23 protein-coding genes and 1 pseudogene are annotated in these 26,928 nt (G+C 44.5%); 8 read left to right on the forward strand and 16 right to left on the reverse strand.

The window, feature by feature from the left end:
• Positions 1-10: 10 nt before the first annotated feature.
• The 3 genes from ON006_RS27555 to ON006_RS27565 form a co-directional block, all read right to left on the reverse strand.
• Entirely contained in the window at positions 11-955 is a 945-nt protein-coding gene (locus ON006_RS27555) for a DUF8464 domain-containing protein (RefSeq protein ID WP_244821405.1), read from the reverse strand.
• A gap of 241 nt (positions 956-1,196) precedes the next feature.
• Entirely contained in the window at positions 1,197-2,426 is a 1,230-nt protein-coding gene (locus tag ON006_RS27560; protein WP_244821406.1) for a primase-helicase family protein, read from the reverse strand.
• Positions 2,427-2,438: 12 nt separating this feature from the next.
• A complete protein-coding gene (locus tag ON006_RS27565; protein ID WP_244821407.1) occupies positions 2,439-2,780 on the reverse strand; it encodes a helix-turn-helix domain-containing protein in 342 nt (113 codons plus the stop codon).
• A gap of 313 nt (positions 2,781-3,093) precedes the next feature.
• On the opposite strand from ON006_RS27565, the gene ON006_RS27570 reads away from it, so the two are divergent.
• Positions 3,094-3,636: a hypothetical protein gene (locus ON006_RS27570; protein WP_244821408.1), complete on the forward strand. Its 543-nt coding sequence runs from the start codon at positions 3,094-3,096 to the stop codon at positions 3,634-3,636.
• Between the two features lies 1 nt (position 3,637).
• Here ON006_RS27570 and ON006_RS27575 read toward each other — a convergent pair whose 3' ends face one another.
• Together ON006_RS27575 and ON006_RS27580 are read right to left on the reverse strand one after the other, a co-directional pair.
• On the reverse strand, positions 3,638-4,630 hold the full coding sequence (locus tag ON006_RS27575) for a hypothetical protein (RefSeq protein ID WP_244821409.1): 993 nt from the start codon (positions 4,628-4,630) through the stop codon (positions 3,638-3,640).
• A gap of 49 nt (positions 4,631-4,679) precedes the next feature.
• A complete protein-coding gene (locus ON006_RS27580; RefSeq protein WP_244821410.1) occupies positions 4,680-6,092 on the reverse strand; it encodes a site-specific integrase in 1,413 nt (470 codons plus the stop codon).
• Between the two features lie 323 nt (positions 6,093-6,415).
• On the opposite strand from ON006_RS27580, the gene ON006_RS27585 reads away from it, so the two are divergent.
• Both ON006_RS27585 and ON006_RS27590 read left to right on the forward strand, forming a co-directional pair.
• Entirely contained in the window at positions 6,416-6,928 is a 513-nt protein-coding gene (locus ON006_RS27585) for a DUF6934 family protein (RefSeq protein WP_244821411.1), read from the forward strand.
• 20 nt (positions 6,929-6,948) lie between these two features.
• Positions 6,949-7,104, forward strand: a complete 156-nt coding sequence (locus ON006_RS27590) for a hypothetical protein (RefSeq protein WP_244821412.1) — start codon at positions 6,949-6,951, stop codon at positions 7,102-7,104.
• A 69-nt stretch (positions 7,105-7,173) separates the two neighbouring features.
• Here ON006_RS27590 and ON006_RS27595 read toward each other — a convergent pair whose 3' ends face one another.
• From ON006_RS27595 to ON006_RS27615, 5 genes and pseudogenes are all read right to left on the reverse strand, one after another.
• The gene (locus ON006_RS27595; protein WP_244821413.1) at positions 7,174-7,593 is read right to left on the reverse strand and encodes a helix-turn-helix domain-containing protein; all 420 of its coding nucleotides are present in this window, start codon (positions 7,591-7,593) and stop codon (positions 7,174-7,176) included.
• 108 nt (positions 7,594-7,701) lie between these two features.
• Positions 7,702-9,039, reverse strand: coding sequence for a hypothetical protein (locus tag ON006_RS27600; RefSeq protein ID WP_244821414.1), 1,338 nt, complete (start codon positions 9,037-9,039; stop codon positions 7,702-7,704).
• A 150-nt stretch (positions 9,040-9,189) separates the two neighbouring features.
• Positions 9,190-9,813 (reverse strand): hypothetical protein, encoded by a 624-nt coding sequence (locus ON006_RS27605; RefSeq protein ID WP_244821415.1) that lies wholly within the window; start codon positions 9,811-9,813, stop codon positions 9,190-9,192.
• Between the two features lie 85 nt (positions 9,814-9,898).
• A complete protein-coding gene (locus ON006_RS27610) occupies positions 9,899-10,480 on the reverse strand; it encodes a Crp/Fnr family transcriptional regulator (RefSeq protein ID WP_244821416.1) in 582 nt (193 codons plus the stop codon).
• Between the two features lie 46 nt (positions 10,481-10,526).
• Positions 10,527-10,628 (reverse strand): annotated as a pseudogene (locus ON006_RS27615) (XRE family transcriptional regulator); the annotation flags it as partial.
• A gap of 314 nt (positions 10,629-10,942) precedes the next feature.
• On the opposite strand from ON006_RS27615, the gene ON006_RS27620 reads away from it, so the two are divergent.
• From ON006_RS27620 to ON006_RS27630, 3 genes are all read left to right on the forward strand, one after another.
• On the forward strand, positions 10,943-12,133 hold the full coding sequence (locus ON006_RS27620; RefSeq protein WP_244821417.1) for a neutral zinc metallopeptidase: 1,191 nt from the start codon (positions 10,943-10,945) through the stop codon (positions 12,131-12,133).
• 234 nt (positions 12,134-12,367) lie between these two features.
• Positions 12,368-12,883, forward strand: coding sequence for a hypothetical protein (locus tag ON006_RS27625; protein WP_244821418.1), 516 nt, complete (start codon positions 12,368-12,370; stop codon positions 12,881-12,883).
• Between the two features lie 76 nt (positions 12,884-12,959).
• Complete coding sequence (locus ON006_RS27630; protein WP_244821419.1) at positions 12,960-13,427, forward strand: GNAT family N-acetyltransferase; 468 nt, start codon at positions 12,960-12,962, stop codon at positions 13,425-13,427.
• Here ON006_RS27630 and ON006_RS27635 read toward each other — a convergent pair.
• Positions 13,417-14,289 carry a LysR family transcriptional regulator gene (locus ON006_RS27635; protein ID WP_244821420.1) on the reverse strand — a complete coding sequence of 291 codons (873 nt, stop codon included), beginning with the start codon at positions 14,287-14,289 and terminating at the stop codon, positions 13,417-13,419. The two genes, ON006_RS27630 and ON006_RS27635, sit on opposite strands and share 11 nt — an antisense overlap.
• Before the next feature lie 122 nt (positions 14,290-14,411).
• Here ON006_RS27635 and ON006_RS27640 point away from each other — a divergent pair, with 122 nt between their 5' ends.
• Positions 14,412-14,819, forward strand: a complete 408-nt coding sequence (locus tag ON006_RS27640; RefSeq protein WP_244821421.1) for an EthD family reductase — start codon at positions 14,412-14,414, stop codon at positions 14,817-14,819.
• 19 nt (positions 14,820-14,838) lie between these two features.
• On the opposite strand, the gene ON006_RS27645 is transcribed toward ON006_RS27640, so the two are convergent.
• Positions 14,839-17,502: an ABC transporter permease gene (locus ON006_RS27645; protein WP_244821422.1), complete on the reverse strand. Its 2,664-nt coding sequence runs from the start codon at positions 17,500-17,502 to the stop codon at positions 14,839-14,841.
• 350 nt (positions 17,503-17,852) lie between these two features.
• Here ON006_RS27645 and ON006_RS27650 point away from each other — a divergent pair, with 350 nt between their 5' ends.
• The gene (locus ON006_RS27650) at positions 17,853-19,589 is read left to right on the forward strand and encodes a tetratricopeptide repeat protein (protein ID WP_244821423.1); all 1,737 of its coding nucleotides are present in this window, start codon (positions 17,853-17,855) and stop codon (positions 19,587-19,589) included.
• Between the two features lie 30 nt (positions 19,590-19,619).
• Here the strand turns inward: ON006_RS27650 and ON006_RS27655 are convergent, their stop codons facing one another.
• The 4 genes from ON006_RS27655 to ON006_RS27670 all read right to left on the reverse strand — a co-directional run bounded on the left by ON006_RS27655 (position 19,620) and on the right by ON006_RS27670 (position 26,897).
• Entirely contained in the window at positions 19,620-21,617 is a 1,998-nt protein-coding gene (locus ON006_RS27655; RefSeq protein ID WP_244821424.1) for a T9SS type A sorting domain-containing protein, read from the reverse strand.
• Positions 21,618-21,668: 51 nt separating this feature from the next.
• On the reverse strand, positions 21,669-23,645 hold the full coding sequence (locus tag ON006_RS27660) for a T9SS type A sorting domain-containing protein (protein WP_244821425.1): 1,977 nt from the start codon (positions 23,643-23,645) through the stop codon (positions 21,669-21,671).
• Between the two features lie 177 nt (positions 23,646-23,822).
• Positions 23,823-25,343, reverse strand: a complete 1,521-nt coding sequence (locus ON006_RS27665; RefSeq protein ID WP_244821426.1) for an ArnT family glycosyltransferase — start codon at positions 25,341-25,343, stop codon at positions 23,823-23,825.
• Between the two features lie 9 nt (positions 25,344-25,352).
• Complete coding sequence (locus tag ON006_RS27670) at positions 25,353-26,897, reverse strand: M81 family metallopeptidase (protein WP_244821427.1); 1,545 nt, start codon at positions 26,895-26,897, stop codon at positions 25,353-25,355.
• Between the last annotated feature and the right edge of the window lie 31 nt (positions 26,898-26,928).

Here is a 26,928-nt window from a genome sequence, read left to right on the forward strand (position 1 = left end):
CTGAAGGATTTTACAAATGCAGCCCGCCAGACTTTTTGAACGTCTGCTGTTTTTTCAGTTCTTTTTGGCTTGATTTCTGACTGACTAAGTAGTCATTTACATCCTTGTACTGCTTGTAAATGATCGAGGCATCAACTGTTTTCAGACCTGCCAACTGAAACTTTTCCTGCGTTTTCTTACCGGCATTGTCATGGTCCAGATAGAGAAAAATGCTTCGATAACGCTGTAAAAGATCCAAGCTTCTGTCTGCCAGACTGACCGAGTTGAGCACCAGGAAATCGCTTCGGATTGGATGGATGTGCTTTTGCAGGGTGAGCAAGGAAAGAAAATCCATAAACCCTTCGGCCACGCAGATGGACTTTGCCCCGTTCTCAATGTGCGTAATATCCTTGGGTGAGGATGACCCTTTGAAGTAGGCATTTCTCAGCTCATAACCGCCGGACCTGTTTTCAAATCCTGCGGCGAAGTACTTTTTGTCTTCCAACTGGTAATACACTTCCTGACAGTAAGGTATTGCAATGTTGAGCGGAATGCCCCGGCTTTCCAGATAGCTGGTTATTACCGGATTGTTTCCCAAGGGTTTTACCTCGTTGATCGTGATAGCAGCGGCAAGGACTGGTTTCTCGGTAACGCTCTGCCATATAGGTTTAGCGAGAAATGAGGGATTGGGTATTTGCTGTTCAAAGAGAAAAAGGTCTTTCACCTTTTCAATTAGGCTATTTGCATCCTGATTGGGGTAAAGCCTTTCGGCCAGGTCAAATAACTTCCCGCCCTGCATGAGCGCGTAATCATACCACCTGTTAATGGCCGTGTTCACTTTAAACGACGGGGAATGCTCTGGCTCTCGGATAGGCGACACGTACCATTGACTTTCGCCTCTTTTATAGCTGGGCTCAATACCGATTTTACTCAGAAAATCAGTGATAGGTAGCTGATTTAACTGCTTGATATTCATGGTTTTATTTTTTGATAAGCAAACACCTGTTTTAAGCAGGCTGGTAGAAGCCGTTTTTATGATGAGACGATGAGAAATGGATATAAATAATTGATAATGATATAAGTTAAGGGCTCATCAAAGCCTCATCAAGCATATTTACCATGATGAGTTTTCTCATCGTTCTCATCATACCTCATCATAAAATAAGATACTTTGATGAGCATGTTACGTGCTGACATTTAGCTGGTTAAGTAGTATTTTATGGCCCCTCATCAAACTTTTGGCTAATCCAGTTCATTGAAACACTGTAATACCTACCCGTTGAATGCACGGCGGCCAGGTCATTGCAGCTGTTGTATAAATAGGTCTGGTAGTTTAAACTGTTGGCAACCGGCTTTAAGCCCCAATCATTTTGCAGCACATTGGAAACCTGCTGGCGGGTCAGCCTTGGCATATTCCGCTTCAAAAGTTCAAGCATGTCCTTATTGGTGAATTCGAGCTTGCTGATGCCGGTGTTCTCAAAAATCTCTCGAAGGATAAAGAGCATTTCCGTTTCCAAACGGTTGCGGTTGTTGCGGATGACGCGCAGCAATGCTTCGGTACGTATCTGCCTTTCAGAAAACCACATCCTGGTTTGGGCAACCGGCACTGACAGGTTTCGGCAGAGCAGATAATGCAGGAAGGCTGGAACCTCGCTAGCCATTAGATCCAGCAGATGGATATTTTCCGAGGGAAGCACGGGCACCTTGCGTACCCAATACCGGGTTTCGGCCGGATCAATAACAATGAAGTTCTCTTCATTATTAGAGCACAATACAAACTTGCCGAAAAACTCGGTTTCCTTCCGGTCCTTGCCTTTGGCTTCCACCTTCGAATTCCGGGCAGTGCTCAGGTTTTTGATCTTTTCTGAATCCTCCCTGCGGTCGAGCAGCACTTCATCGACGGCAATGATCAAGGTGTTCATCCAGTCGGAATTGAATTGCGAGCGGAAATCGCTGTTGCCGTTAAAGGTCATGTTCTTTCCAAAGATCATTTTCAGAAAATTCAGGAAGGTGGTCTTCCCGGTTTTGCGCTCTTTGGAGACCAGGCACAGTACTGGAAGCTTCTGTGTCGGTCTTTGGTAAAGAAGACTCAGATAGTCCAGGCCAAGCTCAAACTGCTCTCCGAAAATGTGCCGTATAAAACCGAGCGTTACAGACGGATCACCCGGTTCGGGTTTCGCTTCCAGCCGGTGGTATAGGTTGTAAAAGTTTCCCACAATCTCTTTGTAATCCACGTGGTCGGGCACGCAACAGAAACCGTCAAACTTTCTGATCTTTTTAATCTGGCTTGGTTCCAGGTCTTGCCGGAGCATTTCGGCTGACCATGGGATCCACATCTCCATAAATTCCTTGCTGACCGTCGGTTGCATACACTTTTTGAAATAGCCGGTCTGAACCCGTATATAGCTGCCTGGCAGGTTCAACGGATAGTTGTTGGCGGACATCATCAAGTAAACCGCTTAGTGACGTCTGCCTTTGCGTCCAACCACAAGGGACGGGAGCTGTTCCCGGAGTTCGGACATGGTTTTCTTCTTGCCAGACTTGATCCACTCTTCCAGCTCGGACTTATAGAAGTAAAGCCTTTTCCCCTTTTTGCTGACAGGGATCTCACGGTGGCAGACTTTGCCATAAAGCGTCTGCACGGAGAGGTTTAGAAACTCAGCTGCCTGGGAAATCGTCATGAGCTCGATGGTCTGCGGAACGGGCTGTCTAGATTCTAAAAGAAGGTCTTGGATGCTGTCAAGCTTTTGGTGTAGCTCGGATACTGCGTGGGGCAGCTGGTCAAATGAGTAATGATCCATAACATTGCGTGTTTTTGTTTGATACGGCAATGTTAGGTGCTTGTTTTGGTGGGTTACAAGTAGTCAGCTGTGTAACCTCACTTTTACCTACCGATATTTTTTGATTTTTTGCTGAAAGTTACTTTAATGTTGCGGGAGAATATGATTGTAGCCAACCAGGGCTACAGGCAAAGCGAGTCAAACAGAATAGCCTGCTTATCGAGTAAAAGGGAAAGAAGAGCTGGCGCAGCAGAAAAAGGCCGATTTCGATTTGGGATGTGAAAATTATTCAGCTAGCAACGACACAACAATGGACAACTAATAAATCAAAAAAATGGGTTTTGGGTTTAATTTATTTTTCGTTTTTATACTTGTTCCCTTAATAGGGATCCTTTTAGTGACTTGGTTGCTGACGAGAAAGAAAATCTTTGGTAAGTTGTTTGGAATTGTTTGGCTTGGAATATTCGGACTGGCATTATTTTCTGGATTTATTCAATGGTTGACAGCTAAAACAAAATTAGAGAAGAAGGACTATTACGGGCAATACATTGTAAACCGTGACTATTTTCCGGGAAAACAAGCGGATTGGCAATACAACAATTTCAGATTCGAAATAAAAGAGAACGACTCAATTTATTTCTACGTGACTAACAAAGAGAAAATACTAAGACGATATGAGGGAACAATTACAACGACAAAACCATATCTTTATCGTTCAGAGCGACTTATAATAAATATGAAGCAACCAACACATCACATTATGACAAGTTACCCGACAACTTACCGAAGTGCATGGAGTTTTTATTTGGTTTTCTTCTCACCGAAATTCAATAATGTCTATTTCAAAAAGGGCAAATGGAAGCCGCTTGATAACTAAATCACTTTTGACTTGTACTTGAACTTTCACTCCCCTTTTTACTTCTGGCAGCGGGAGCCAAAGCTAAACCAGTAGAGCTATTCTTCATTACTTCCAAAATTGGAGACTTGCAAATTTTAACATCTGACGAGATAATCCCATTAAGGTAGCCAGCGGTAAATGGTTTAGCTTGTGCATTTGCGACGTACATATAATGCTCAATAATCCAGCTTTCAAGCTCCGCCTTGTTACAGGAAACGATCAGGTTGGCTTCAATTAGCTGTTTGAATGCATCAGCAAGCTGATTACCATTGCTGTTGAAGAGCAGTTTCTGCTTAGGAGTAATGTTGTTGTTCAGCAGCGTGAATAACGGTTGCTGGTCTTTCTCTTCAAAATACTCCTTGAAGATCTTGAAAAATTGATCGGCTATACCTTCAACAAATACAGGATAGCGGCGGATTCGTATTGGCGTCGGTTCACCATCACTTATCTTTTCTACGTCCGAATCTTGACCTTCCGTTTTTACAAGCGCAGTGATTTCCGCGATAAAGTCGGCCAGACTTTCTTCTCTTTCGCTAATTGAATCGCAAAGATCCTCGACAAACTCTGGTGTAACGATAACATCTGTCTTATCAGGCTCCAAAATATCAGTGTAAAAGATCTCGGCAAACTCAATAGCAAGCAAAAAGTTGTCCCGCATATTTTCTCCATTTGCAGGGTAATGACGGAAGTAATTTTCCCAAAACCTGTTGAATAGCGATAACAGCTTCTTTGTCTGATCCAGATAAGCTTTTCGTCTCCCAGTATCTGCGCCAATAATGTCAATGACAGCTAGGTCCTTTAAGATTTGCAACCGCTTTAGAAACTGCAATGAGAAATGTGAGGTCTGGTGGGTGATGTCATAGCCAGCCTTGAAGACTGGGCCGAGTTCAGAGGGCTCGCGTTTGTCCCTAATTTCAGTTAGTCGAAGGTCAAATTTTTGTAAGAATGTGAAATATTCTTTGAAATGCTCCATGCTTAATAAAATCTAGTACAGACTATCAGACGATGCTTACGGTCAAAAACTACAACAGCGCGTTGAGATATTTCTTTGTTTTTTCATCGTCAAAACTACCTAAATAGCTTTCTGTGGTCGAAATCGAGGTGTGACCAAGCGACTGGCTGATAAATGCCAAGGGGGCTTCGGACTGTAGAAGGATCGTGGCAAAGGAATGCCTGGCACTATATGTATTCACATTTCCCTGTATCTTAAGAGTCTCTGCAATTTTCCGCATATACTGATTGGTCACTTTTATCACCTGTTTGATTACGCGTCCTTGTCGATCTGCAGTCATTCCTTCATTTAAAAACGGAAAGACATAGTTCCTGGGATTTTTATCGGGACTTGCCCATCGATTTATGATCTCCAAGCTTTGAGGGAAAAGTGCAACTTTTATTTTGGTTTGGTTGCTCTTGCGTGTTCTAGCTGTTTTCTGACGCACAAATGAAAGCCTATCGCCTTCAACATCTTCCCATTTCAGTCGACAAATATCATTCATGTTCATTCCGTTGCATAAATATGAAAACAGCCAGAGATCTAGACTTCTCTGTTCCATGCCGACGGAGGGCTTATATGCCATAAACTTCAGAATATCTTCCTTCTTCAAAGCCTTTTTGGTGTTGGAACCTGCGGGAATGACGTAACGATTTTTTCCAAATGGATAAGATGCGCGGTCGACAATGCCTTGTTCAATGGCATCATTATATACAGAGCGCATATGCCGGCAGTAAATCCCGACGGTTGTTAGGCTTGCGGGAGAAGCGCTTCCAATCGCACTTCTAGAAACACTTCCGGATTGTAGCATCCATTTTTCATATTTTATTAGAAAGGCAGGCGTAATATCCTTGAAAAATATGGTGTTGTCTGGCTGGACTACTGTTTTACGTGCAGTCGGCACTCGGTCGAAGAGCTCGTTCCATTGTTGGTTACTCAATGATTTAACAAACCTGAGAAGTGAACTTGCAGTAGAGAGATAATTAGATGCATTGCCCATTCTGCCATCGCTTTCCATTCGGGAAGCTTTGTCTTTAAGTGCTGCGATTATATCGTTGACATCTTTGGTGCTCTTAATTTTTATTTCTCGCGAGCCCTGAGCACCTATTGAATAGGCGAATCTTTCAAAGCTGAAATCATCACCCAGATTGCCAATAATGGTTTGTGCCTTGGATAAGTAGCTTGGCGTTTCCTTGCCGGTATATTCTTCATGATAAAAGTTTCCAAAAAGCATGTTCCAAAGTCGCCTCCTGCCATCATTTTTTACCTGACCTGGTAGACCGGATTTATGCTTTTTTAAGAATGTCCAATCGTCCTCTGATAACTTGACCCCGGTCGTAAACAAACGCTGCTTCCCGTCAAAACAGACCAGCCATTTTACAATACCTTCACCCTCTTTCGACGCCCTTTTATCAAGGAATAAATTAACGGTTACTGAGCTCATGATTTGTTGTCATTTGGTGCAGGTTGCAATAGAACTTGCAATACAAATTTAAAAAACAACCGAAAACAAAACCAAATGCTCATCAAAATAAAATTTATAACTATCTGATTATTAGCATGTTTAAAAAATATCGAAAAGAATTAAATAACTATGAAAAGGCCATTTTACACGACTACGGATCAGGAGGTTTGGGGTTCGAATCCCTACGTGACCACAACTAAGGCGCCTTTCGCAAGATAGGCGCTTTTTTGTTGTGGCCTAAGCACCTGATACGGATAAGAAGATTTTACATAGATTTGTATCTCATTGGCACCACTAGCAGTATGGACATTACAGCGTATCCAACGTTTCAAACTGGAAATCAAGAGTTTAGCTTTTTTAGCGTTGGACACTTAGGAGAAATTGAGTTGCGGATGCGCATTACGTTAATGGACGCTGAAACCAGATTTTATAACATCGGATTTGGTGTTTGGGACACTTGGAAAAGAGACATTGATGATAAAGCCACGATTAGAAACGGTGACACAGACCGTATTTTAGCAACAGTCGGGCAAAAAGCGTTGGAATTTCTAAGACAGAACCCGCGTGCGAACATCGCCGCAACGGGGTCAGTTTTACCAGGTGAGCTAGCTTTGAGGACCCGGAAATACCAGATGGGCATTAATGCATATTACAATGAGTTAACTGAATTTTGTAATGTATATGGGTTTAAAGCAAATAAGGTGGATGGAATGATAATCGGCGATTGGCCGGATTGGAACGGAGAGTGGGTTCCTTTTAAGCAAGGCACCAATTATGATGCATTTTTGTTAAATTTGAAAAGGTTTGTACTCTAATCTAAGATTAAAGGGAAAATATGGCTACCGAAAATCCAAAGACGGCAAAAGAGAAAAGTCAGAAAGCTTTGCAGCCTACGGCGGTAACTTCAGAGCAATCGACTTTTGACCGCAAGGCAGAAGAAATGAAAGCTTTTCTGAAAAGAAACCCTGTTCCAAAAGAATTTCTGAATTGACCTTGCCCGGATCACCATTGTTATCATAGCTTCGGTGTTCCAGGCCATCTAACAACAAGGGGCGACTACCTACCTCCCAATCAACCGCTCCAACCGCCCCATCATCTCATCCTTCTCCCTCAACATCCGCTCATACAATGCAATCTTCTCCTCGTGAAGCTGCATCAATTTATCAATCGGATTATTATGATAAGTTTCAACTGAATTTGCGACAAATGATCCGCTGTGAAAGGTATTGGAAATAATATTCATAGCTTTCTCCTCATCAAAATTCCGAATCGCCTCAGCCGGGATTTTGAGAATGGCCGAAACCTGCTCCAATAGATTAGAATCGATCTTTTCCTTCTGTTCGAGTAATGATATCTTCTGCTGGTTCCAGTCTTCGCCGAGCTCGAACGCAAGGAAATCTTGCTTTATACCGAGCATTTCTCGAAATCTTTTCAAGTTCCGGCCTTCGTGGATCTTGGGGTTGGAGGTAGTGGGTGTCATGTGGAAAGCGATTTTTTGAAAAGGCAATTTATATAAATCCGCCGGGAAGTTTCCGGATAATTTACGGGCTTTGCGATGTAAGTTACCGGGCATTGCCCGTATCTGCCTTTATTGGATGGTGACGATCTGGCCTAGCTTCTCGCTGATTTGCTTTGGATTTTTGAGATCATTACCGACAATCGCGTAGACTTCGTACCTACCCTGGGGAACTGATGCCGGAATTGGAAATTGACTGAATGTGGGTCCCCAACAAAGTACGGTCTCCCGTGAACCGGTACTTGGCAATATGTATTCCTGCCCTGTCTCCAAGTTCCTGATGCGGAGTGATACCTTCGTAGTTTCACTACCATATCCATAAACAATATCAGCAACGATATTCTCGCTTTTGAGAAGAATATTGGTCGATTCATAAAAATAACATACACCTGATTTCAGCAGCGACGGCCGGGATAGGATCCTCAGAAGTGGTTGCTTCTCAGCTGCCATGAAATTGAAATTCGCGTAGGGTGGATACGGATAGGATAGCGGCTGGTATTCTTTTGAATCTATAAAAATCTTCGCACGATAGTTACCGGGTTTGATGTTGTCAGGCATATTTAAAACCAGGGTATTGAAATCCTTTCTGACCAGTGCTATTTTAACGGCACTTACAAAGTCATTTTCAAGTTGCAACTCGTACGTATGGTCCGGGGCCAGATTGAATCCCGATAAAGTATACAAAGGACTACCGGCTACGAAAAACCCACCAACGTAATCAATTTCGGGTTTTCCATGCTTGACTTTAATGAGTCCGGGCCGATCCAGCACCTTACCTGCCCACCGGATTGTCACGTCAAATACATCCGCAGGAGTTGTTTTGGGAATGTCGATCCTAATCATGCCAGGTGCGGAATCATCGCTCACGAACATAGCAGATATAATTTCAAACATTTCACCCGAACGCTTGCTTTTCATGTTCACAATCGGGAAATAGTGCAACTTGCCGTTTTGATCTACAAAGGGAACACTACCAATATTCTCCATAGGTATCTGCATATGAGTATCGCGCGTAATGGTTACCTCATATTGTGCTGTATCTCCTTTCACATCCAACGGAACCGCAGGAATAACACAGATCCCAAACGATTGATCTCCATACTTTTCGCTACTTACGTCCAGGAAAAAGCCAGTGGATTCATACCGGATACCTTTGCTGACATCAGTTTCAAGATTAAAACCTTTATTCATTTTAATGGACGGCAATATTATTTTGCCGTGCGCATAATCCAGAGGCAATCTGATAAATATGATCCTATCGGTGAAAGAAATATTTTCCTGGTCAACGCCTTCCACCTTGAACTCCTGGAATGCAAAGGAAGCATCCTTGATAGCTGGCTGCGGATCCGACTTGTCTTTTTTACAGGAAAAAAGGGTTAGAAAAATGAATAGTAGGATCAGGTTTTTCATAGCTGGATTTTTTGCAGCCTTGCAATGGAATCTTTCGATACATCAGCTGATGCAGAAGTCTTTCATTTTTTCAATGGCCTATTTTTAATCCAAATTAATCTTTTCGATTCAAAGGAGAAAAGAAATTAACAAATAGTTACAACGCGTTTACTAGAAGTTATACCCAAAGTGCAAGCCCGGCTGCCCGAAGAAGAATCTTGACCATCTATCGTCAACCTGTTTAAACGAATCAGGCATTTTTGATTGATAGGGACGATGTGTTATTGCTATTGAAGGTTGGAAAAAAAACCTATCCTTGAAAAGTTTAATGTGATAACCAATGGAATAAGTGTTAAAGATTTGAAAGCCATTGTCAATCTTATTACCCTTCTCATTTGCAAAGGTTTGAAATGCAGGCATCACGTCAACCTGGGCAAAAAGTCCTTTCCATAAAAATCTGTAATAGGAAAGTGAAACTCCGTGTTCACGAATATAACCCGGAAACCCTTCTCCTTCTGCTTCAAATGACTTTCCATAAGGAATGCCAATGGGCCAGGCATATTTCCAAGTTTTAAATTCAAGTGAAATTACATCCTTTCCTGTAATGCGATAACCTAAGTTCAGATAGACCATTTCAGGCTTATTATTATCAGGTACCAAATTAGCTAGCATAAATAAGGTACTGCCTACAAAAAACTTTCTATAAGTGCTGTCTTCTTTGGCATATTGAGCCTTAACTTGTAACGTGCTTGCCATCATTAAAATCAAGGCAAACCATAAAATCTTCTTTTGCATATCAGTATCATTAGTTGTTGAACGATAATGCAAAGGTAGATTGGCGGAATGCCACAACTCGTTGACTTAAGTTAAGAAATGAACCCTACCACTTACTTTTCTCTGTAATCCTGGCTCTTAACCTGCTTAAAGATTCGGGTTTGATGCCTAAATAGCTCGCTAACTGATGCTGTGGTACACGTTGAATAAGGTCTGGTCGTGATTGCAATAAATTCAAGTATCGTTGTTCAGGGGAAGAGGTCTTAAACTCGTCAAAATTGATTTGCTGTTTAGCCAAAAGTTCTTCCGATAAAATTCGGCACATTGATTCAAATTTTGGGAATTTATTGAAAATCTCGACTTCCATTTCAGGAGTTGAAATGGTAATTATTGAGTCTTCAATACAAGATATGTAATATTCGGAAGGTGCTTTATTGATAACACAAGGCGGTGTCAAGGCTTCCATTTCTGTATAGAATGCGGTTGTTTTTTCGACGCCGTCAATCATGTAATAACTCCGAATGCAACCTTTCAATACAAAGTATGCTTCATTAGAATGTTGTCCTTCTCTTAAAAGAATGGTGCCTTTTTTGATTGTCCGAAAGGTGTTCAAAGAGATGATGATATTCTTTTCATCTTCTGTCAGCGAAATGTATTTTGATATAAAGTCAAATAGTAGGTCTTGCATTTTCTGCTTTTCGTTATATGTACCAGGTAGTAAGCTTATCTACAACCTACCTATCCCCAATCAACCTTTCCAACCGCTCCATCATCTCATCCTTCTCCCTCAACATCCGTTCATACAATGCAATTTTTTCCTCGTGAAGCTGCATCAATTATCAATCGGATTATTAGGTGCCAAATGAATTCCCGAAGAAAGCTTGTTCTTGAAATGTAATAAAAAGGCAATTTATGTAAATCCGTCGGGAAGTTTTCGGATAATTTACGGGCGGCCCGCGTAGGGCGTTGCGCGTAAGTTACCGGGCATTGCCTGTATCTGCGTTTATTGGATAGTGACGATCTGGCCTGGTCATTTTAAATGGATGGCAATATTATTTTGCCGCGCGCATAATCCAGAGGCAAAAAGACGCAAGTATCAATTGCAAATTTCTATCTTCGTTCATTGACAAATCTAAACAACGAACTATCTATGAAACACTTCAAACGTTTAATGGCGACCGTCGCCCTCTCACTGGTAATGATCACAAGTTGCCAGAAAGACATTGAAAAGGAAAGCACAGTAAGCCCCACAGAATTGCAAAATGCCCGGAACGCAGCGCGACTCTCCGCCGAATTGAAGGCGAAGTTGGATAAGGTGCGGGCATCATTGCCTGTTAGCGGCCAAAAAAATCAGCGTCAGAGCGCTGAGCTGGTATTGAAAACGCACCCGGAATATCGGAATATGATACTCAGGGCGTTGAACTTAGTGGAGACTCCGTGCAACGACAACACGGCCGTAACGCAATGGCTGGATCAGCAACTAGCTGACTGGAACAACGAAATCATTGGTTATGTGCTTGACTTTGCAATGCTGGATCTGCCAACCTATGACGCATTTGTCTTTGAAAACAGCTCTGCCAACCAGTATTTCGGAGTGAAGGGTGAGTACACCCAAAAGCTTACCAAAGCATTTAAGGACATCAAACGATTCTGGGACATTCCGTCTGACGACATTATACTCGCAGCCATGCATGGCAACATGTTGCTTAACCGCGATAAAATAATCCGGACTTACGTAGCCGCATTCGGTGTCGACGCAGCGACCGCTGCTCAGCTTGCCGACATTGTGGTAGAACTGACCAACGAGATTCCGCAATACAGAAAGGGCGATCACCCTATTTTTACATTCAATGCGTTCGCCTTGGAGGGTTTTGATTATCCGCCATTCGCCAACATTCCTGATAAGATCATCATGGGCGATGGAATTTTGGCAGCATTCACCGCAACCGGCTTTGGCGATGTGGCCCCTCAGGCAATACTCGCCCACGAATTCGGTCACCATATTCAATTTGAGCTGGATTTGTTCGGCGACCAGGAAAGTCCCGAAGCTACGCGTAGAACCGAATTGATGGCTGATGCCTACTCCGCATATTATTTGTCACATGCGAGAGGAGCTTCCATGCAATGGAAAAGGGTGAAATTGTTTATGCAGGTGTTTTTTAATATTGGCGATTGCTCATTTACGAGCGATGGTCACCACGGAACACCAACGCAAAGAATGGCTGCTGCTGAATTTGGTTACAGCGTTGCCAACAACGCTCAGAAACAAGGACATATACTGACCGCTCAACAATTTACCACCCTTTTTGAGGCACAATTGCCGACGATCGTTTTGCAATAGCGCATTTCAATGTGGGAAATAATTAGGGAGGCCGTCTCATTGCACATTTGAGACGGCCTCTGGCTTTGGTTTGATTTAAACCCGATGGTGCCAGGGCCAATCCGTTAAGTAACCCGCCTTGAACATTAAATTCCGAGGTACACAAAAACCAGGTAGCGCCAGATCCTACGGCCAACATAAACTTCCATTATTGTCTACTTAGTAATATTGGAAGTAATTACTTTTAATTGTAGTATGATTATACGGAGGGCGCTTTTGATTGTTGCAATTTTATTCTTTTCCTTTTTTGCCATTTACGGCAGCATGGGCGGAAATCAGTTTCTGGCATTTTTCCCGTTTTTGATGTCGATTATCGCGGGGTTGATCCTATACCAGAGCTTTGATCGCTGGGTACCTCAGACATCAATTGGCATAATAGGTTTTTTCATGGGAAGATTGCTCTTTATTGGCCTCCTATTGTATGTTGACTATGTAGTATCGTATTCGATTAGATCCAACAAGATCCAGAAAGACGGTATCAGCACCTACGGAATTGCCACAGGGATTTCAAGCCGATATCTCAGGGGTAAGCGTGATTTTTACCGGCACTTTAGTTATGTTGCCAATGGCCGGGTTTTGCAAAATAAAATCCGGTTTAGCTACGAGCTTAATCGGGGAGACACATTGTATCTGAAATATTCAAAAAGTAACCCATACGTAATTGAGTTTGAAGACAATAGTCAAAATCGCAAGCATGGTGTCGTGAAATAGCTGATTTTCCATAGATTTAGCAGTTTACAATTCAAAACCCGCTACACATTTAGCAACATTTAATTCTCCCAACACGATGACAGAAATCCTTGTTCGAACGGCTACATTGTCCGATTTGCCCACATTAAGACGTTTTGAGCAAGGTGTAATCCTTGCCGAACGCCCTTTTGATCCTCTGATCAAAAATGATCCTGTTCACTATTATGATATCGAGGAAATGATCACCGCGCCCCATATCGAGATCGTAGTTGCAGAGCTGGCTGGTGAATTGGTTGGTTCTGGTTACGCACGAATTGAAAGGGCCAGGCACTATTTGAAGCATCAGCAGCATGCCTATCTTGGTTTTATGTATGTAGAACCGGCCTATCGAGGACAGGGGGTGAATCAGAAGGTTATCGGGACATTAAAGCAATGGGCAATTTCTCAAAACATTACGGAGTTGCGGCTCGATGTGTATGACGCAAATATTGCAGCCATTAAAGCCTACGAAAAAACAGGTTTCACGAAGCATCTTATCGCCATGCGACTCGGCACTATTGACTGAGAAAGGAAAGCATGTCATAGAATTTTTTTACTGCTTTCTTCTCATAGGCTTCTCTGAGGGAAATAATCATAATGGTTCGCCTCATGTTTTTTCCATCGATAGGGATACCGACCACATCCGGGTCGTTTACGCTGGTATCACTCAATATGGTGTGCCAATGCCCTGTTTTTACGATTTCAAATAACGTAGGGATATCATTGATCTCCATGCAAATATTCGGGACCAGATTTTTTTGACCAAATGACTCCTCGAAAAACTGTATCGTACTGCTGCCACTGAAAGGTAAAGCCAATGGCAGCTCGGCCACTTCCTGAAGAGATATATTGGTTTTTTGCGCCAAAGACGAATTTTTGGCAGTTACCAATACCATATTGGCTTTAAAAAGGGGCTGATACTTTAAATGAGGTTCTCTGGACTCTTCATGAAATGTGAGAATAAAGTCAAAATGGTGCAGATTGAGCCTTTCGAGAAGATCTTTTGTGGTGCCAAATACAATCTGGATTTTGATATTTGGATACTGACTGGCAAACTGTACCAATATTTTTGCGAAGAGAATTCGCATGGAATAAATCACACCGATCGTGACGTTTCCAGTATTCAGGTTTTTCAAATCTTGTAAAAGCAATAGGCCCGCATCAGCTCTGTTGATACTCTGCAAAGCATATTCACCAAACAGATTGCCCGCTTCGGTAAGTGTAATTCTTTTTCCAATACGGTTAAACAAAGGGACACTCAGTTCATCTTCAAGCTGCTTGATTTGCTGTGATAAAGTACTTTGACTGATATTCAAAGCCCTTGCGGCTTCCGTAAAATTCAATAACTCTTTGGCTTTCAGAAAATATTTGAGCTGTCTTAATTCCATTTTTCTAAATCGGTTTTTTCGATTGTTTTCATCGAAAAATAACGTTTTGCAAATAAAGACAATATTTTAATATTTGCGTAATTAACTCAAATTGAACATTTTAATACTTAAAACTATTGACCATGAAATTAAAACTAATTGCATCTTTTTTCCTTTTAATCAGTTCTTTTGCGGCGTTTAGTCAGGAAAAGCAAAATAGTAGCGTTGTTGAAAAAGGCTTAACCAAAGTATCCGTTATGTACCCATTTGCCGAAGGTAAGACCTTTAACATGGAGTACTATGAAACGAAGCACATGCCGATGGTAGCAGCGTTTTTAGGATCAAATTTGGTTAAATACACCATCGAAAAGGGAGTTGCCAGCGGCATTCCTAACCAACCACTGCCTTTTATGGCGATTGGCACATTCTATATAAAAAGCCTGAGCGAGTATCAAGCAGCTATCGGGCCAAACAGAGACGCCATTCGTGCCGATTTTGCAAATTACACCAATACCACCCCTGTCATTTTGGTTAGTGAGGTGGTAAGGTAAACATAACGACGGGCTTCCTCTATTCACTTTTGAGCACCTCCACCGGATTGCTTCTCGCTGCCTTCATCGTCTGCGTGCCGATCATGATAAATGCGATCAGCATTACCACGAGGAAGCCAATGAACAGCTCGACGATCTGCACCGGAGTATGATAGGGGAAGTTCCTGAGTATAAAATTTTCGAAGAAAATGTAGGTTACAGGCAGCGCAATGAGTGCCGATATCGACAAGAGTAACAGAAAACCGCGGCTCAATAAATAAACAAGGTTGACGGAGTCCGCACCCATCACTTTTCGGATACCGATCTCTTTTAACCTTGTTTCGGTTGTGAACACCACCATTCCGAACAATCCCATTGACGCAATGGAAATCGCGAGGACCGACAGGAACCCGATGATCTTGATCAGGACGGAAAATTCACTATATGCTTCTTCTATTGCTTCGTCATAGAATTCTGCTTCAAATGGATGGACATGGTCCACTTTTTTCCATGTAGACTCGATCTTGGCCAATGTTGCCGGCATGTCGGAACTTTGTATTTTGACATTAATGAGCGCCCTGTCTTCCGGCGTCCAGGGCATGAATGCTACCGGTCCGATGAGGTTGTCGACCTTGCCATAATGAAAGTCTTTCATGACGCCAACAATGGTCATCTTGCGCCCATTTACTTTGAAATTGCTGAATGTTACCTTCTCTCCGATGGCTTTCTGGGGATCGTTGTTAGCAATGTTGAATCGCTTTAAAAACTGCTGGTTAACGATCACTTCGCTGGCAGCTTTGGCAGTAGTAGGCCGGGTAATAAAATTTCCCCCGGCGATAAGCTTGTATCCGTGCAGGGAAATGTAGTTTTCATCGACATTGTTGGTCATGACAAGGGCCGAATCTTGTGAATCTTTGTATTTCATTTGGCCGCCCCAGGCATTACCCACACTGGTGACAATGATCGACCGGGACAATGCAGTCACTTCCGGAATTTCGCTGAGTTCTTTGAGAAGTGCATCGGGCTTATTACCCTGCATATCAATGTTCAGAATGTTTTCGGTGTTGAATCCCAGATCGAATGCGAGGATGTTTTTATACTGTACATAACCAATCGCAGTGGTGGTTATGAAGATCAGCGTGACCGTGTATTGAACCACCGCCAGGGCACGTCTGAGGGTAACGTGTTTGAATACTTTCACCGTCGACACATTCCTGAGCGCATTGATCGCGCTGGTTTTCGAAAAGAATATGGCTGGCATTAGACCGGCTATGGCTCCCACGGCGACCGAAAAAACGATAAAAGCTATCACCATAGCAGGGGTGAGGCTGAGCTTCACCGTGCGCTGCATCTCCGGTGCGATATTGATCAGCTGCGGCCTGAGGAAGAGAAATAGGAAGAAAGAAAGAAAAAGGGCGGCCAGGGAGATCATGATCGCCTCAGCGAGGAACTGTTGCCGTACCTGGCTTTTCCCGGCGCCGATCGCCTTCCGAAGGCCTACTTCCTTAAACCGGCGCATGCCACGAGCAATGGACAGATTGGTATAGTTGAAACACGCAGACAATATCACAACCAATGCAAGCCCGCCGAGTACCCAGAGTACAATTGGAGGCATATGTGGGCCCACGGGACCTCCCATACCTCCAACAAGATTTTCTCCAACCACGATATGATATAAAGGAAGAAGTTCAAGTTGGATCTTCGTGTTTTCCTCGGCTAAGTTTTCCTCCTTTGCTATTGCATTGAGCTGCGACTGAATGGAGGCGATGTCCGCATTTTCCGGTAGCATGAGATACACGTAGTTTGACCACATATTCGCCCATTGCTCGAAGTTCTTATCGCTTTTATTGAGCTGCTGCGCAGTTGACAGTGATACCAATGCTTCGAAACTGATATGGGAAAAGAATGGGACGTCCTTCATGACGCCGGTCACCTGGTATTCGAGGGTATCAAATTTAATGGCCTTGCCGATCGCAGATGCATCGCCGAACAGCTTCTTTGCCGCCGTTTCCGTGAGAACGATCGAGTAGGGGTCTCGCAGCGCCGTTTCGGGATTGCCTTCCAACATGGGCAGCGTTAAGATCCTGAAAAGGGACGGTTCCGCCCAGAAGCCTTTGATAGGAAGAACACGATCGCCGACCCTGGCATCCTGCGAAAAGTCACTGCGGATAATCGCTACCTCTTCAACACCGGTTACTTTGTCACGGATAAGCTTGCCGGTCTTGATGGAAGTCGTTCCAAACTTGCCTCCGGACGACGATTCGCCTTTGAAACTTGCTACGTTGGTGATGCGATAGATCCGCTCGCCATTTTTGTTGAACCTGTCGTACGAACGCAGGTCAAGCGCGAATGCGATCAGCAATAACCCTACCGACATACTAATGGCAAGACCGACAATATTAATGGACGAGAACAGTTTGTTGCGCATTAAGCCGCGCCCAGATGTTTTGATGTAGCTTCCGATCATGATCCAGTTGATAAAAAGGTCGACAAATGATGGTTTTCGTACGGTATAAGTTCTGAAAAATTTGATGGCATCTATCGCGTAAATCAGCTTCGCGCGCCGCGGCCCGACGGTCCGTACATTCCGCTCGAAATATTCGTTGAGATCTCCTATGAGGTCCTCCACAAGCCCTGGCTTACAATACCACTCTACAAATCGCTGTGCCCAGGCGGGCGGATGGTGCTGCTGGTTACGCTTCATTTTGCAATTAATTACTTAAATGTATGTAAAATGGTTTGATTATACATACAAAGCGTGATGATTAAATTTAATCCGTTTGGAAAAGCTGATAAAAGCAGCCGGGCTGTGCTGAGAAACGTTCATAGGGTACCGGTAAGCTAGTAATACTGGCCAGAATAAACAATTTGCTTTGCAATGCATTAGTTTGTAATAAGTTACAAAATGTTTTTCCTTTTTTGCTTTTGCCTGTTTTCTTGGTTATTGTTTTAAAAAATCGTTGATTTAGCATACAATTGGAGCCAGCCTTTCTGCGAAGCAATCATACGAAACCAAACCAATTCAAAGAGTCGCAACTTTTAATTTCAACTCTTATGAAGCCCAGTCATTGTTACCTTGCATTCATCACTTTTATCGCCTTGGCCTGTTTCAAAAAGCAGGAGGAAAAAGAAAGCCGGCAGCCCGACAGCACTTCTCGGATCACGGTTTGTTATAATCCCAAAACCACCGATTCTGAATGGTATAGTTCTGGAAAAAGGGCCCCCAGGCTCGAAGGACTGACAGGAATTGACTTCAAAATTTCGACATCCAACCCGGAAGTGCAGGCATATTTCAATCAGGGAATGATGCTTTCCTACGGTTTTAATCATGCCGAGGCTGCCCGGTCGTTTTATCAGGCCATCCGGCTGGATTCCACTTGTGCCATGGCCTACTGGGGTTTTGCCTATGTGCTGGGCCCCAACTATAATGCAGGCATGGAAGAAGGAAACTTCCAGCGTGCCTGGGAAGCCGGCAGGAAAGCGCAAATGCTGGCGGCCAAATGCACTCCAAAAGAACGCGCGCTGATCGGTGCAATAGGTACCCGGTACGCAAAAGTACCCCCTGCCGACAGGAAGCCGCTGGATATTGCTTACTCCAATGCAATGGAGAAAGTATATAAGCAGTATCCTTCCGACCCGGATATCGGAGCCCTGTATGCGGAATCGCTCATGGATCTGCACCCGTGGGACCTTTACGAAAAAAATACGAAAGCACCCAAAGCCTGGACGCCAGCGGTGACCACAGCGCTGGAAAACTTGTTGAAGAAGCACCCGCGGCACACAGGCGTGAACCACCTGCATATCCACGCCTATGAGGCCTCTGCGACACCCGAAAAAGCGATGGGGTCCGCCGCTCTGTTGGATTCGCTGGTTCCGGGCGCGGGGCATTTGCTGCATATGCCGTCGCACATTTACATCAACACCGGTGATTATCATATGGGCTCGCTTTCCAATATCCGTGCTGTGAAAGCCGATAGCAATTACATCACAGCTTGCCATGCGCAGGGAGCCTACCCACTCACTTTATTTCCGCACAATTATCATTTTCTCGCTGCTACGGCTGCTATGGAGGGAAATTCGGAGCTGGCATGGTTAGCCGCGAGAAAAGTACAGCAATATACCGCCAAGGAGGTCATGCGGACACCGGGGTGGGGCACACTTCAGCATTACTACACGATACCTTATTATGTAGCCGTAAAGTTTTCGATGTGGGACACCATTCTTTCCATGCCTAAGCCGGGGGCCGATCTGGTATATCCGCGGGCAGTATGGCACTACGCCAGAGGGATGGCGTTTTTAGGTAAACATGACATGGCCCATGTTCAGGAAGAAATGAGTAAGCTCCGTATGCTGGCAACGGATACCACCTTGCAGCACCTTACGATCTGGGATATAAATACTACCGCCGATCTGGTACAAATAGCCTCCAAAGTGTTGGCCGCAGGCATTGCCGCACAGCAAAACCAACTCGACAAAGCCTCCACACTACTTAGGGAGGCTGTTGCGATGGAGGACATGCTGAATTACAATGAGCCACCAGACTGGTTTTTCTCAGTCAGGCACCACCTTGGGGCGGTATTGCTCAAAGCTGGAAAAGGCGCGGAAGCCGAAAGGGTTTACCGTCAGGATTTGCTAACCTGGAAGAAAAACGGCTGGGCTCTGATAGGTCTCCACAATTCACTGGTGCAGCAAAAAAATACCGCTGAAGCGCAAAAGGTTAAATCCGCCTTTGACCAGTCGTGGCAATATGCCGATATTAAAATCACGGCATCATCCAATATCGCGGATTAGCATTCGCTAAATGATTTTGACGGATTGTTCTTATGGAGAAAAACGCACTACGAGCACCTTTTGAGTCTGCACAGTTCCAGCTTTCTTCCTGATTTGCGCCAGGTAAATGCCGGGCGTGAGGCCATCAACCGAAACAGATGTTTTTCTATCTCCAAAGGCGCGAAACATGATTTGTCCGGCACTGTTGACCATCGTGATGGATTCTATGTTTGCTGCATCCGCGGGGTTACAGTATAGTTTGTCGGATACGGGGTTAGGGTAGAGGATAATACGGGGGTTATTGCCAAATGACAGACTAATAATCCTGCTGTATGCAAAACTGCGGTCAAGGCCGTCCGAGGCATGATCCACCATTTTGAGGCGGTACAGGTTTTCGTGGCCCGGAGAATCTTCGTGCCACGGATTATAATCTGTAAATGAATATGACCGGAGCTGATCACTTTTAACGGCGGCCAATACACGTCCCAGAGTATCCCAGACGCGCCCATCGCCACTCTTTTGAATATCGAAGTAGTCTGAATTGCTTTCCATTGTCGTGGCCCAGGTTAGCAGCACCTGGTTTTCGTTTTTGACCGCGTTAAAGGTGGTGAGCGTAACAGGGAGCGGTTCAACCATTCCAAAAATATAAGCAGATCCGGCACTTTCTAAAGTATTGGCTTCCAATGCATCTTCGTCATCACCTGGCATACCTACAAAAATGTAGCTGGCACTGATTGAAACCGACCATCCAAATGCATCACTGGGGGCACGTAAAGAGGCGACAATTTTTTGCTGAAATCCCCAATTTCCAATACCGCCCAGGTCTTTCTTAAAAATATAGGCCGAGCCCGCGCCTCCTATATTGTTAGCCTCCGAGGCATCTTCATCCTCCGTGGGAGCTCCCACAATCAAGTAGTCTTGTGTGATGGACACAGAAAGACCAAAGAAATCACCACTTTTCCGTACTGGTGCGGTAATCTTTTTGATTTCCCCCCAATTATCCGTGCCTCCTTCTTCTTTTTTGAAGATGTAGACAGATCCGGCATCGGCAAGGGTATTCAATTCGGCCGCGTCTTCGTTTTCCTGTGGTGCCCCTACGATGGCGTAACTTGCACCAATTGATACCGCCGAAGCGAAATGATCAGTTGCTTCCCGGACGGGAGCCGTAAATTTTTTGATTTGTCCCCAGTTTTCACTGCCGCCCTGATCCTTTTTAAAAATATAAGCCGAGCCCGCTTCATTTATGGGATTTGCTTCGTTGGCATCTTCGCTGTCCCTGGGGGAGCCAACAATGACATAATCTCCGTCAATTGATACATCTTCACCGAAGAGATCACCTGCGCCGCGCGTGGAAGCCGTAATTTTTTTAATCAATCCCCAGTTATCGGAGCCGCCCTGGTCTTTTTTAAATATGTATGCTGCCCCGGATTGAAGTAAAGTATTAAGTTCGTCTGAGTCCTGATCTTCGTTATTAACCCCGACAACCAGGTAATCGCCATTGATTGAAACTGCTCTGCCAAAAAAATCATTTTCGGCGCGAACGGGTGCCACAACTTTTTTGATCAAACCCCAGTTTCCTGATCCTCCCTGGTCTTTTTTGAAGATATATACCGCGCCGGCACCACCAACCACATTTGATTCCGAAGCGTCCAGTGATTCGAGTTCGGCGCCAACGACCGCATAATCACCAGCGATTGAGACTGATCCTCCAAAAATTTCGGCATCACGAACCGGAGATGTGATCTTCTTTACCTGAGCCCAGGTACCTGCATTATTGAAAAGAATATAGGCTGCACCTGCATTTGAGATCAAATTTAGACCATCCGCGTCAGTATCGTTGAAGCGGGAGCCGGCAATGGCATAATTCCCGGATATGGCAACATCCCCGCCATAGTTGGCCTGAATATGCCTTGACGAACTTCCACCGTTGTTTTGTGCTGTAATTTTGATAATCTCACTCCAATCTTGTGCAAAAGCATCAGAAGCGCCGGTCAGGAAAATGATGTAAAAAAGAATCACCCTCATGGAGGATTTAAAAGGAGGTTCCATATAAGTTAAGTTTAATAGATTGAAAGCAAGTGTGATAGTTAGTTGGTGGGGTTATCGTACTACGACTACCTTTTGGACCTGCACGGCTCCTGCCTTTTTCCTGATTTGCGCCAGATAAATCCCGGGCGTGAGGCCATCAACCGAAACAGATGTTTTACTTTCTCCAAAGATGCGAAGCATGATTTGCCCGGCGCTGTTGATCAACGTAATGGATTCTATTTTTGCAACATCTGCCGGATTACAGTATAGTTTGTCAGATACCGGGTTGGGGTTAAGGATAGGGCGTGGGTTACTACCAAATGACAGGCTAATAATCCTGCTGTAAGCGAAACTACCGTCAACATCCACCATTTTGAGGCGGTAAAGGTTTTCGTAGCCCGGAGAATCGTCATACCATGGATTGTAATCTATAAAAGAATACGACCGGAGCTGCTCACTTTTAACGGCAGCCAATACACGTCCCAATGTTTTCCAGACATGTCCATCCCCACTTTTTTGAATATCAAAGTAATCAGAGTTGCTTTCCATCGTTGTGGCCCAGTTTAGCAGCACCTGGTTTTCGTCCCTGACTGCGTCAAAGGTGGTAAGCATAACCGGCAAGGGCGGGGTTAACTGGAAAATATAAGCCGATCCGGCATATAATAAAGTATTGGCTTCCGAAGCATCTTGGGCTTCCCCATAAGCACCCACGATGATATCATCCCCATCGATAGCAACCGAAATACCAAACACGTCGAAGTCAGCCCGGACGGAGGCCGTGATTTTTTGTACCTGTCCCCAATTATCGGTTCCTCCTTGATCTTTTTTATAAATATAAGCAGAGCCAGCGGAAGGTAAAGTATTGGCTTCCGAAGCATCTTCATCGTCATAAGGACCACCCACAATAGCATAATCGCCTCCGATTGATACAAACCAGCCAAAATAATCGAGGCCAGCCCGGACGGAGGCCGTGACTTTCTGTACCTGTCCCCAGTTATCTGCTCCTCCCTGATCTTTCTTAAAAATATAGGCCGAACCGGGAAAACTCAAAGTGTTGGCCTCCAAAGCGTCTTCATTTTCATAAGGAGCGCCCACAATGGCATAATCACCGCTGATTGATACAGACCAGCCAAAATTGTCGCCGCTAGCCCGGACGGAGGCTGTGATTTTCTTTATCTGCCCCCAGTTATCTGCGCCCCCCTGATCTTTTTTAAAGATATAGGCCGAACCGGACGAACTCAAAGTGTTGGCCTCCAGGGCGTCTTCCTTTTCAAGATTGGCACCCACAATGGCATAATCACCGTTGATTGATACAGACCAACCGAACCGATCTCCGAAGCCACGTGTAGAAGCAGTAATCTTCTTTATCTGCCCCCAGCTATCTGTGCCCCCTTGATCTTTTTTAAAAACATAGGCCGAACCGGACTCATACAAACTGTTGGTTTCATTTACGTCTTCGTCTTCTACGTAAGCACCTACGATGGCGTAATCTCCGCTGATCGATACCGAATAGCCAAATCCGTCGGCTATATCACGTGTGGAAGCAGTGATTTTTTTTACCAGCCCCCAGTTGTCAGTGCCGCCCTGATCTTTTCTGAATATATAAGCCGAGCCGGAATTGTCCAAAGTATTAGTCTCTTGCGCATCTTCATCCTCCATATGGGCACCTACAATGGCATAGTCTCCACTTATTGAGACAGAATTCCCAAAGAGGTCACCCACGTCACGGACAGGTGCTGTGATCTTTTTCACCTGGACCCAGTTTCCGGCATTGTTGTAAAGGATGTAAGCCGCTCCCGCATTTCCAACAGAATTCAATCCATCAGGGTCTTCACCTTCATGATAGGCACCCACGATAGCATAATTTCCAGATATTGACACAGAATTCCCGTATAAATCGTTGGCACTTCTTGCCGACGAAGCGTCATTGTTTTGTGCTGTAACTTTGATAATCTGATTCCAACTTTGTGCAAAAGCATTGAGAGTGCTGGCCTGGAAAATGATGTAAAACAGAACGATTTTCAGTGGGGATTTTAGAGGAGGTTTCATATAAGTTAAGTTTAATAGAATTGAAAGCATGAACCACTTCAACGGTATGCGCACGAAACATTAACTCTATATGAAATTATATATTTTCTTTCAATATTCCTATTTTTTTGAGGCTTTATTTTGGCTTTAATGAGGCGGATTTTATGGTTGGTTTTGTCGGAGGAAAACATTGAACCACTATTCCCATCTGTTCTCGTCAATTTCGCTTTTCAAAATTTTATTGATGGAAACTTTTGCATCCAGGAGTGTGTACACGCTGGTTCCGCGCTCGCGGGCGTAGGGATTTTCGACTTTGCCTGTTAATGATACTTTTTGGAAAAGTGCCTGTTCCCGTTTTCGCTCTTTATCGTCGTCATCAGCATCTTGGATCAGAATGACATTCTTAATCTCTTGGTCCAGAGGAAACCAGTCGATATAATCCGCATTCATGGTGACGGCGCGGATGTTTTTGTATTTGGAATAATAATTAATGGCGCCTGCCTGCCCGTAATTATCACAGAGCACCAATGTATGTTCCTTGTCAGTAACCTTTGCGTACTCGGCATCCACTTTACTCGCTAGCTCTTTCCAGCCCAGCATATCCGCAAAATCCTGAGGCAGCTCATGATCCTTTCCATCTTCCCAGCGCAGCAAGCCTAGTTTTTGGTAACGCTTCGAATTTTGTGCGATCGTTGAAGGACTTTTGGTAGGGAATGCAACCCTAAAAATGGGGATAAACAATGCCACCATGACCAGAATGGACACGTACCGTAACCATATTAATTTTTTGGTAAACAAATGCTCCAGATAAACGGAGCCAAATGCAATGAAGATGGGGTAGAGGCCGATCGCGTAATACCCTTTGGCTTTCAGATAGGTGAAAAGCGTTAATGTAAACACAAATGCCCAGAAGAAAACCTGGTACCTTTTGAAAACGGGGAACGTAAAAAATGAAACGAACGCTGCCAAAATCACGAACATTGACCCGAGAAAAAATAGGAGCTGTTCTTTCAGAAAGTCGGCCCGGTTCACATTTACCAGCTGCGTTTTTGACAACAATTTCATATGGTATACTACCGGAAAATGGTGGGTATACTGCCACACAAGATTTGGCAAAATAATTAAAATTGTAATGATGCCTGCGAGATATAAATTCTTGTTTGTGAGTAGCCTGCGCTGGCTTGTGAGTAAAAGCGCCGGTACAAGTCCCACGACCAGAAACACGATATTGTATTTATTCAGAATCCCAAATCCCAGTGCCGCCGCGGCTATGTACAGCCATTTGTTTTGCTCTGTTTTAATGTATTGAAGAATCGCAAAGTAGAGAAATGTCCAGGCCAAAATATCCACGGAATTGGGCTGATAAAGCATATTCATCCTCAATAGCACTGAGAATGTAATAGCCGTAGCACCCAGTACCAATGCAAACAGGTTACCGCCCAGGGCGTCAATGGCTTTCCAGACGACAACCAATGTCAGCACACCAAAAAGCGAAGGGAAAAACTTCACCCAAAACTCTGAATTTCCGAGTAGTAGGATGATGTAGGAAGTCCAGGATGTAAACGGCGGAACCGACAAATAGCCCCAGGCGAGATGCTTTCCCTGATCGAGGTGCAGATATTCGTCGCGATGGAGGTCATATTCCGGTGCGACGATGATACAATGCAGGCCAAATTTGACCAGAATGAAAAACCAGAGGATCAGTGTTTTCTTTGTCAATGTTATCTGTTATTTCTTGTCGGATGCTGGTACCAGTTGTGCTTTCAGGTTTGGCTCGGCCATATCCTTGTCGAGCGGGAACATTGGACGCTTGATCCTTTTGTACGGCAGCCTTTCCAGGTTTTGGTCCACGCCGCCGGGTGTGAGTGATAGGATCCAGTCTGCACGCATAGCGTAGAGTTCCGGTTCCAGATAACCTATTTTCACCACTACAATGTCCGATTTTCTTGGATTAAGTCCCAATCTTGTGAAGTCAGCTTCTTTGTGGTATGGTTTGCGTTTCGCAGTGACGATCACATTCACACTTCCGACTTTGATCACGACTTCCGTTTCCGCGTTTCTGTCGCCGTGTTCAATGGACATGACAGTCCCGGCAAGCCTCACAGGAGGTGCAAAACGGGCATCCACCTTTCCTCCGGCGTAGCCGTCTACTTTACCACCTACTCCGGCGGCAATCGCGCTTTTGACCAGTTCAGGTCCCGGAATAGATGCATATATCAATGAAGGGCCGGTTTCTGATTTGAATTCAGCACGTTTCAATATTTCTGTCAATGTCCATGTCACGTCACCTGCACCACCGGCAGTAGGGTTGTCGCCCGAGTCGCTGATAAAGAATGGATGCTTATTGCTGGCCAATGCTTTGTCCAGGGCTTCCTGTAATGAGCCGGTCGGTGCTACAAATGCGAAACCTTTTCGCGCATCCCAAAAGCTTTTGGCTAATTTTTCGGCGGTACTGGTCACTATCGCTTTATCGTCGCCGGTTACCATTACTACGGCGTGGTTGCGGGGTTCGTCGGCCCAGGCATATCCTACCCAAATCGCCGCGTCAATGATGCCTTTCTGCTTGGAAGCAGGAGCGACGGCTGCGTATATCGTTTTGGCAGGTTCAATGCGGGTACTGGTTTTTTCACCAGGTAGCAATACCGGAATGGCTATCCAAGCCTTGTATTTAGGCTTACCCTGCCCGCTTTCCAGTCGTTCCAGTAGATTTTCAACCGCGCGTTTCTTGGTTTGCATAGCGTCCTCGTGCGGCGCCATGCGGTAGCAGGTAATGAGGTCTGTATTTTGCGCCAGTCGCCACGACACATTCCCATGCAAATCCATGGATGTGGAAATGAGGGTTTCTGTTCCAATGACTTCTCGAATGCGGACAATGAAATCGCCTTCCGGATCGTCCAGGCCAACCACACTCATGGCGCCGTGAATATCAAAAAACAAGCCGTCATAAGGACCATTCTTTTTAAGCAGGTCGAGGGTTTGTTTGACGAGTGATTCATAGGCTTCTCTCGTCACGGCACCACCGGGAAGTGATTTCCCGATCAATGCCGGAAGCCATTCAGCCTGTTTTCGCAGCGACGAGTCCTTTGAAAAGAAAGGGTAGGAGGTGAAAACGTCAGCACCATACTTGGCGTGAAAAGCTTCTTCCAGCGTCAATGCCGGTGAAAATGTACTCGATTCAATGCCTAGTCCAGCAATAGCAATGCGCGGCATGTGCTTGGCTTGAAGCGAGAAACTGAGTAAAAGGGATAGGATCAGTAACTTCGTAATTTTCATAGGAGTATTTTAAATTATCCTAACAATTTAA

It is taken from the genome of Dyadobacter pollutisoli, from assembly GCF_026625565.1.
Taxonomy (GTDB): domain Bacteria; phylum Bacteroidota; class Bacteroidia; order Cytophagales; family Spirosomataceae; genus Dyadobacter; species Dyadobacter pollutisoli.

Coding starts and splice junctions, on each gene's coding strand:
- ON006_RS27585 (WP_244821411.1), top strand. CDS start 6,416: ATGGACATTACAGCGTATCCAACGTTTCAAACTGGAAATCAAGAGTTT.
- ON006_RS27655 (WP_244821424.1), bottom strand. CDS start 21,617: ATGGAACCTCCTTTTAAATCCTCCATGAGGGTGATTCTTTTTTACATC.
- ON006_RS27625 (WP_244821418.1), top strand. CDS start 12,368: ATGATTATACGGAGGGCGCTTTTGATTGTTGCAATTTTATTCTTTTCC.
- ON006_RS27635 (WP_244821420.1), bottom strand. CDS start 14,289: ATGGAATTAAGACAGCTCAAATATTTTCTGAAAGCCAAAGAGTTATTG.
- ON006_RS27600 (WP_244821414.1), bottom strand. CDS start 9,039: ATGAAAAACCTGATCCTACTATTCATTTTTCTAACCCTTTTTTCCTGT.
- ON006_RS27590 (WP_244821412.1), top strand. CDS start 6,949: ATGGCTACCGAAAATCCAAAGACGGCAAAAGAGAAAAGTCAGAAAGCT.
- ON006_RS27610 (WP_244821416.1), bottom strand. CDS start 10,480: ATGCAAGACCTACTATTTGACTTTATATCAAAATACATTTCGCTGACA.
- ON006_RS27570 (WP_244821408.1), top strand. CDS start 3,094: ATGGGTTTTGGGTTTAATTTATTTTTCGTTTTTATACTTGTTCCCTTA.
- ON006_RS27565 (WP_244821407.1), bottom strand. CDS start 2,780: ATGGATCATTACTCATTTGACCAGCTGCCCCACGCAGTATCCGAGCTA.
- ON006_RS27580 (WP_244821410.1), bottom strand. CDS start 6,092: ATGAGCTCAGTAACCGTTAATTTATTCCTTGATAAAAGGGCGTCGAAA.
- ON006_RS27620 (WP_244821417.1), top strand. CDS start 10,943: ATGAAACACTTCAAACGTTTAATGGCGACCGTCGCCCTCTCACTGGTA.
- ON006_RS27560 (WP_244821406.1), bottom strand. CDS start 2,426: ATGATGTCCGCCAACAACTATCCGTTGAACCTGCCAGGCAGCTATATA.
- ON006_RS27650 (WP_244821423.1), top strand. CDS start 17,853: ATGAAGCCCAGTCATTGTTACCTTGCATTCATCACTTTTATCGCCTTG.
- ON006_RS27605 (WP_244821415.1), bottom strand. CDS start 9,813: ATGCAAAAGAAGATTTTATGGTTTGCCTTGATTTTAATGATGGCAAGC.
- ON006_RS27645 (WP_244821422.1), bottom strand. CDS start 17,502: ATGAAGCGTAACCAGCAGCACCATCCGCCCGCCTGGGCACAGCGATTT.
- ON006_RS27575 (WP_244821409.1), bottom strand. CDS start 4,630: ATGGAGCATTTCAAAGAATATTTCACATTCTTACAAAAATTTGACCTT.
- ON006_RS27555 (WP_244821405.1), bottom strand. CDS start 955: ATGAATATCAAGCAGTTAAATCAGCTACCTATCACTGATTTTCTGAGT.
- ON006_RS27660 (WP_244821425.1), bottom strand. CDS start 23,645: ATGAAACCTCCTCTAAAATCCCCACTGAAAATCGTTCTGTTTTACATC.
- ON006_RS27630 (WP_244821419.1), top strand. CDS start 12,960: ATGACAGAAATCCTTGTTCGAACGGCTACATTGTCCGATTTGCCCACA.
- ON006_RS27595 (WP_244821413.1), bottom strand. CDS start 7,593: ATGACACCCACTACCTCCAACCCCAAGATCCACGAAGGCCGGAACTTG.
- ON006_RS27670 (WP_244821427.1), bottom strand. CDS start 26,897: ATGAAAATTACGAAGTTACTGATCCTATCCCTTTTACTCAGTTTCTCG.
- ON006_RS27640 (WP_244821421.1), top strand. CDS start 14,412: ATGAAATTAAAACTAATTGCATCTTTTTTCCTTTTAATCAGTTCTTTT.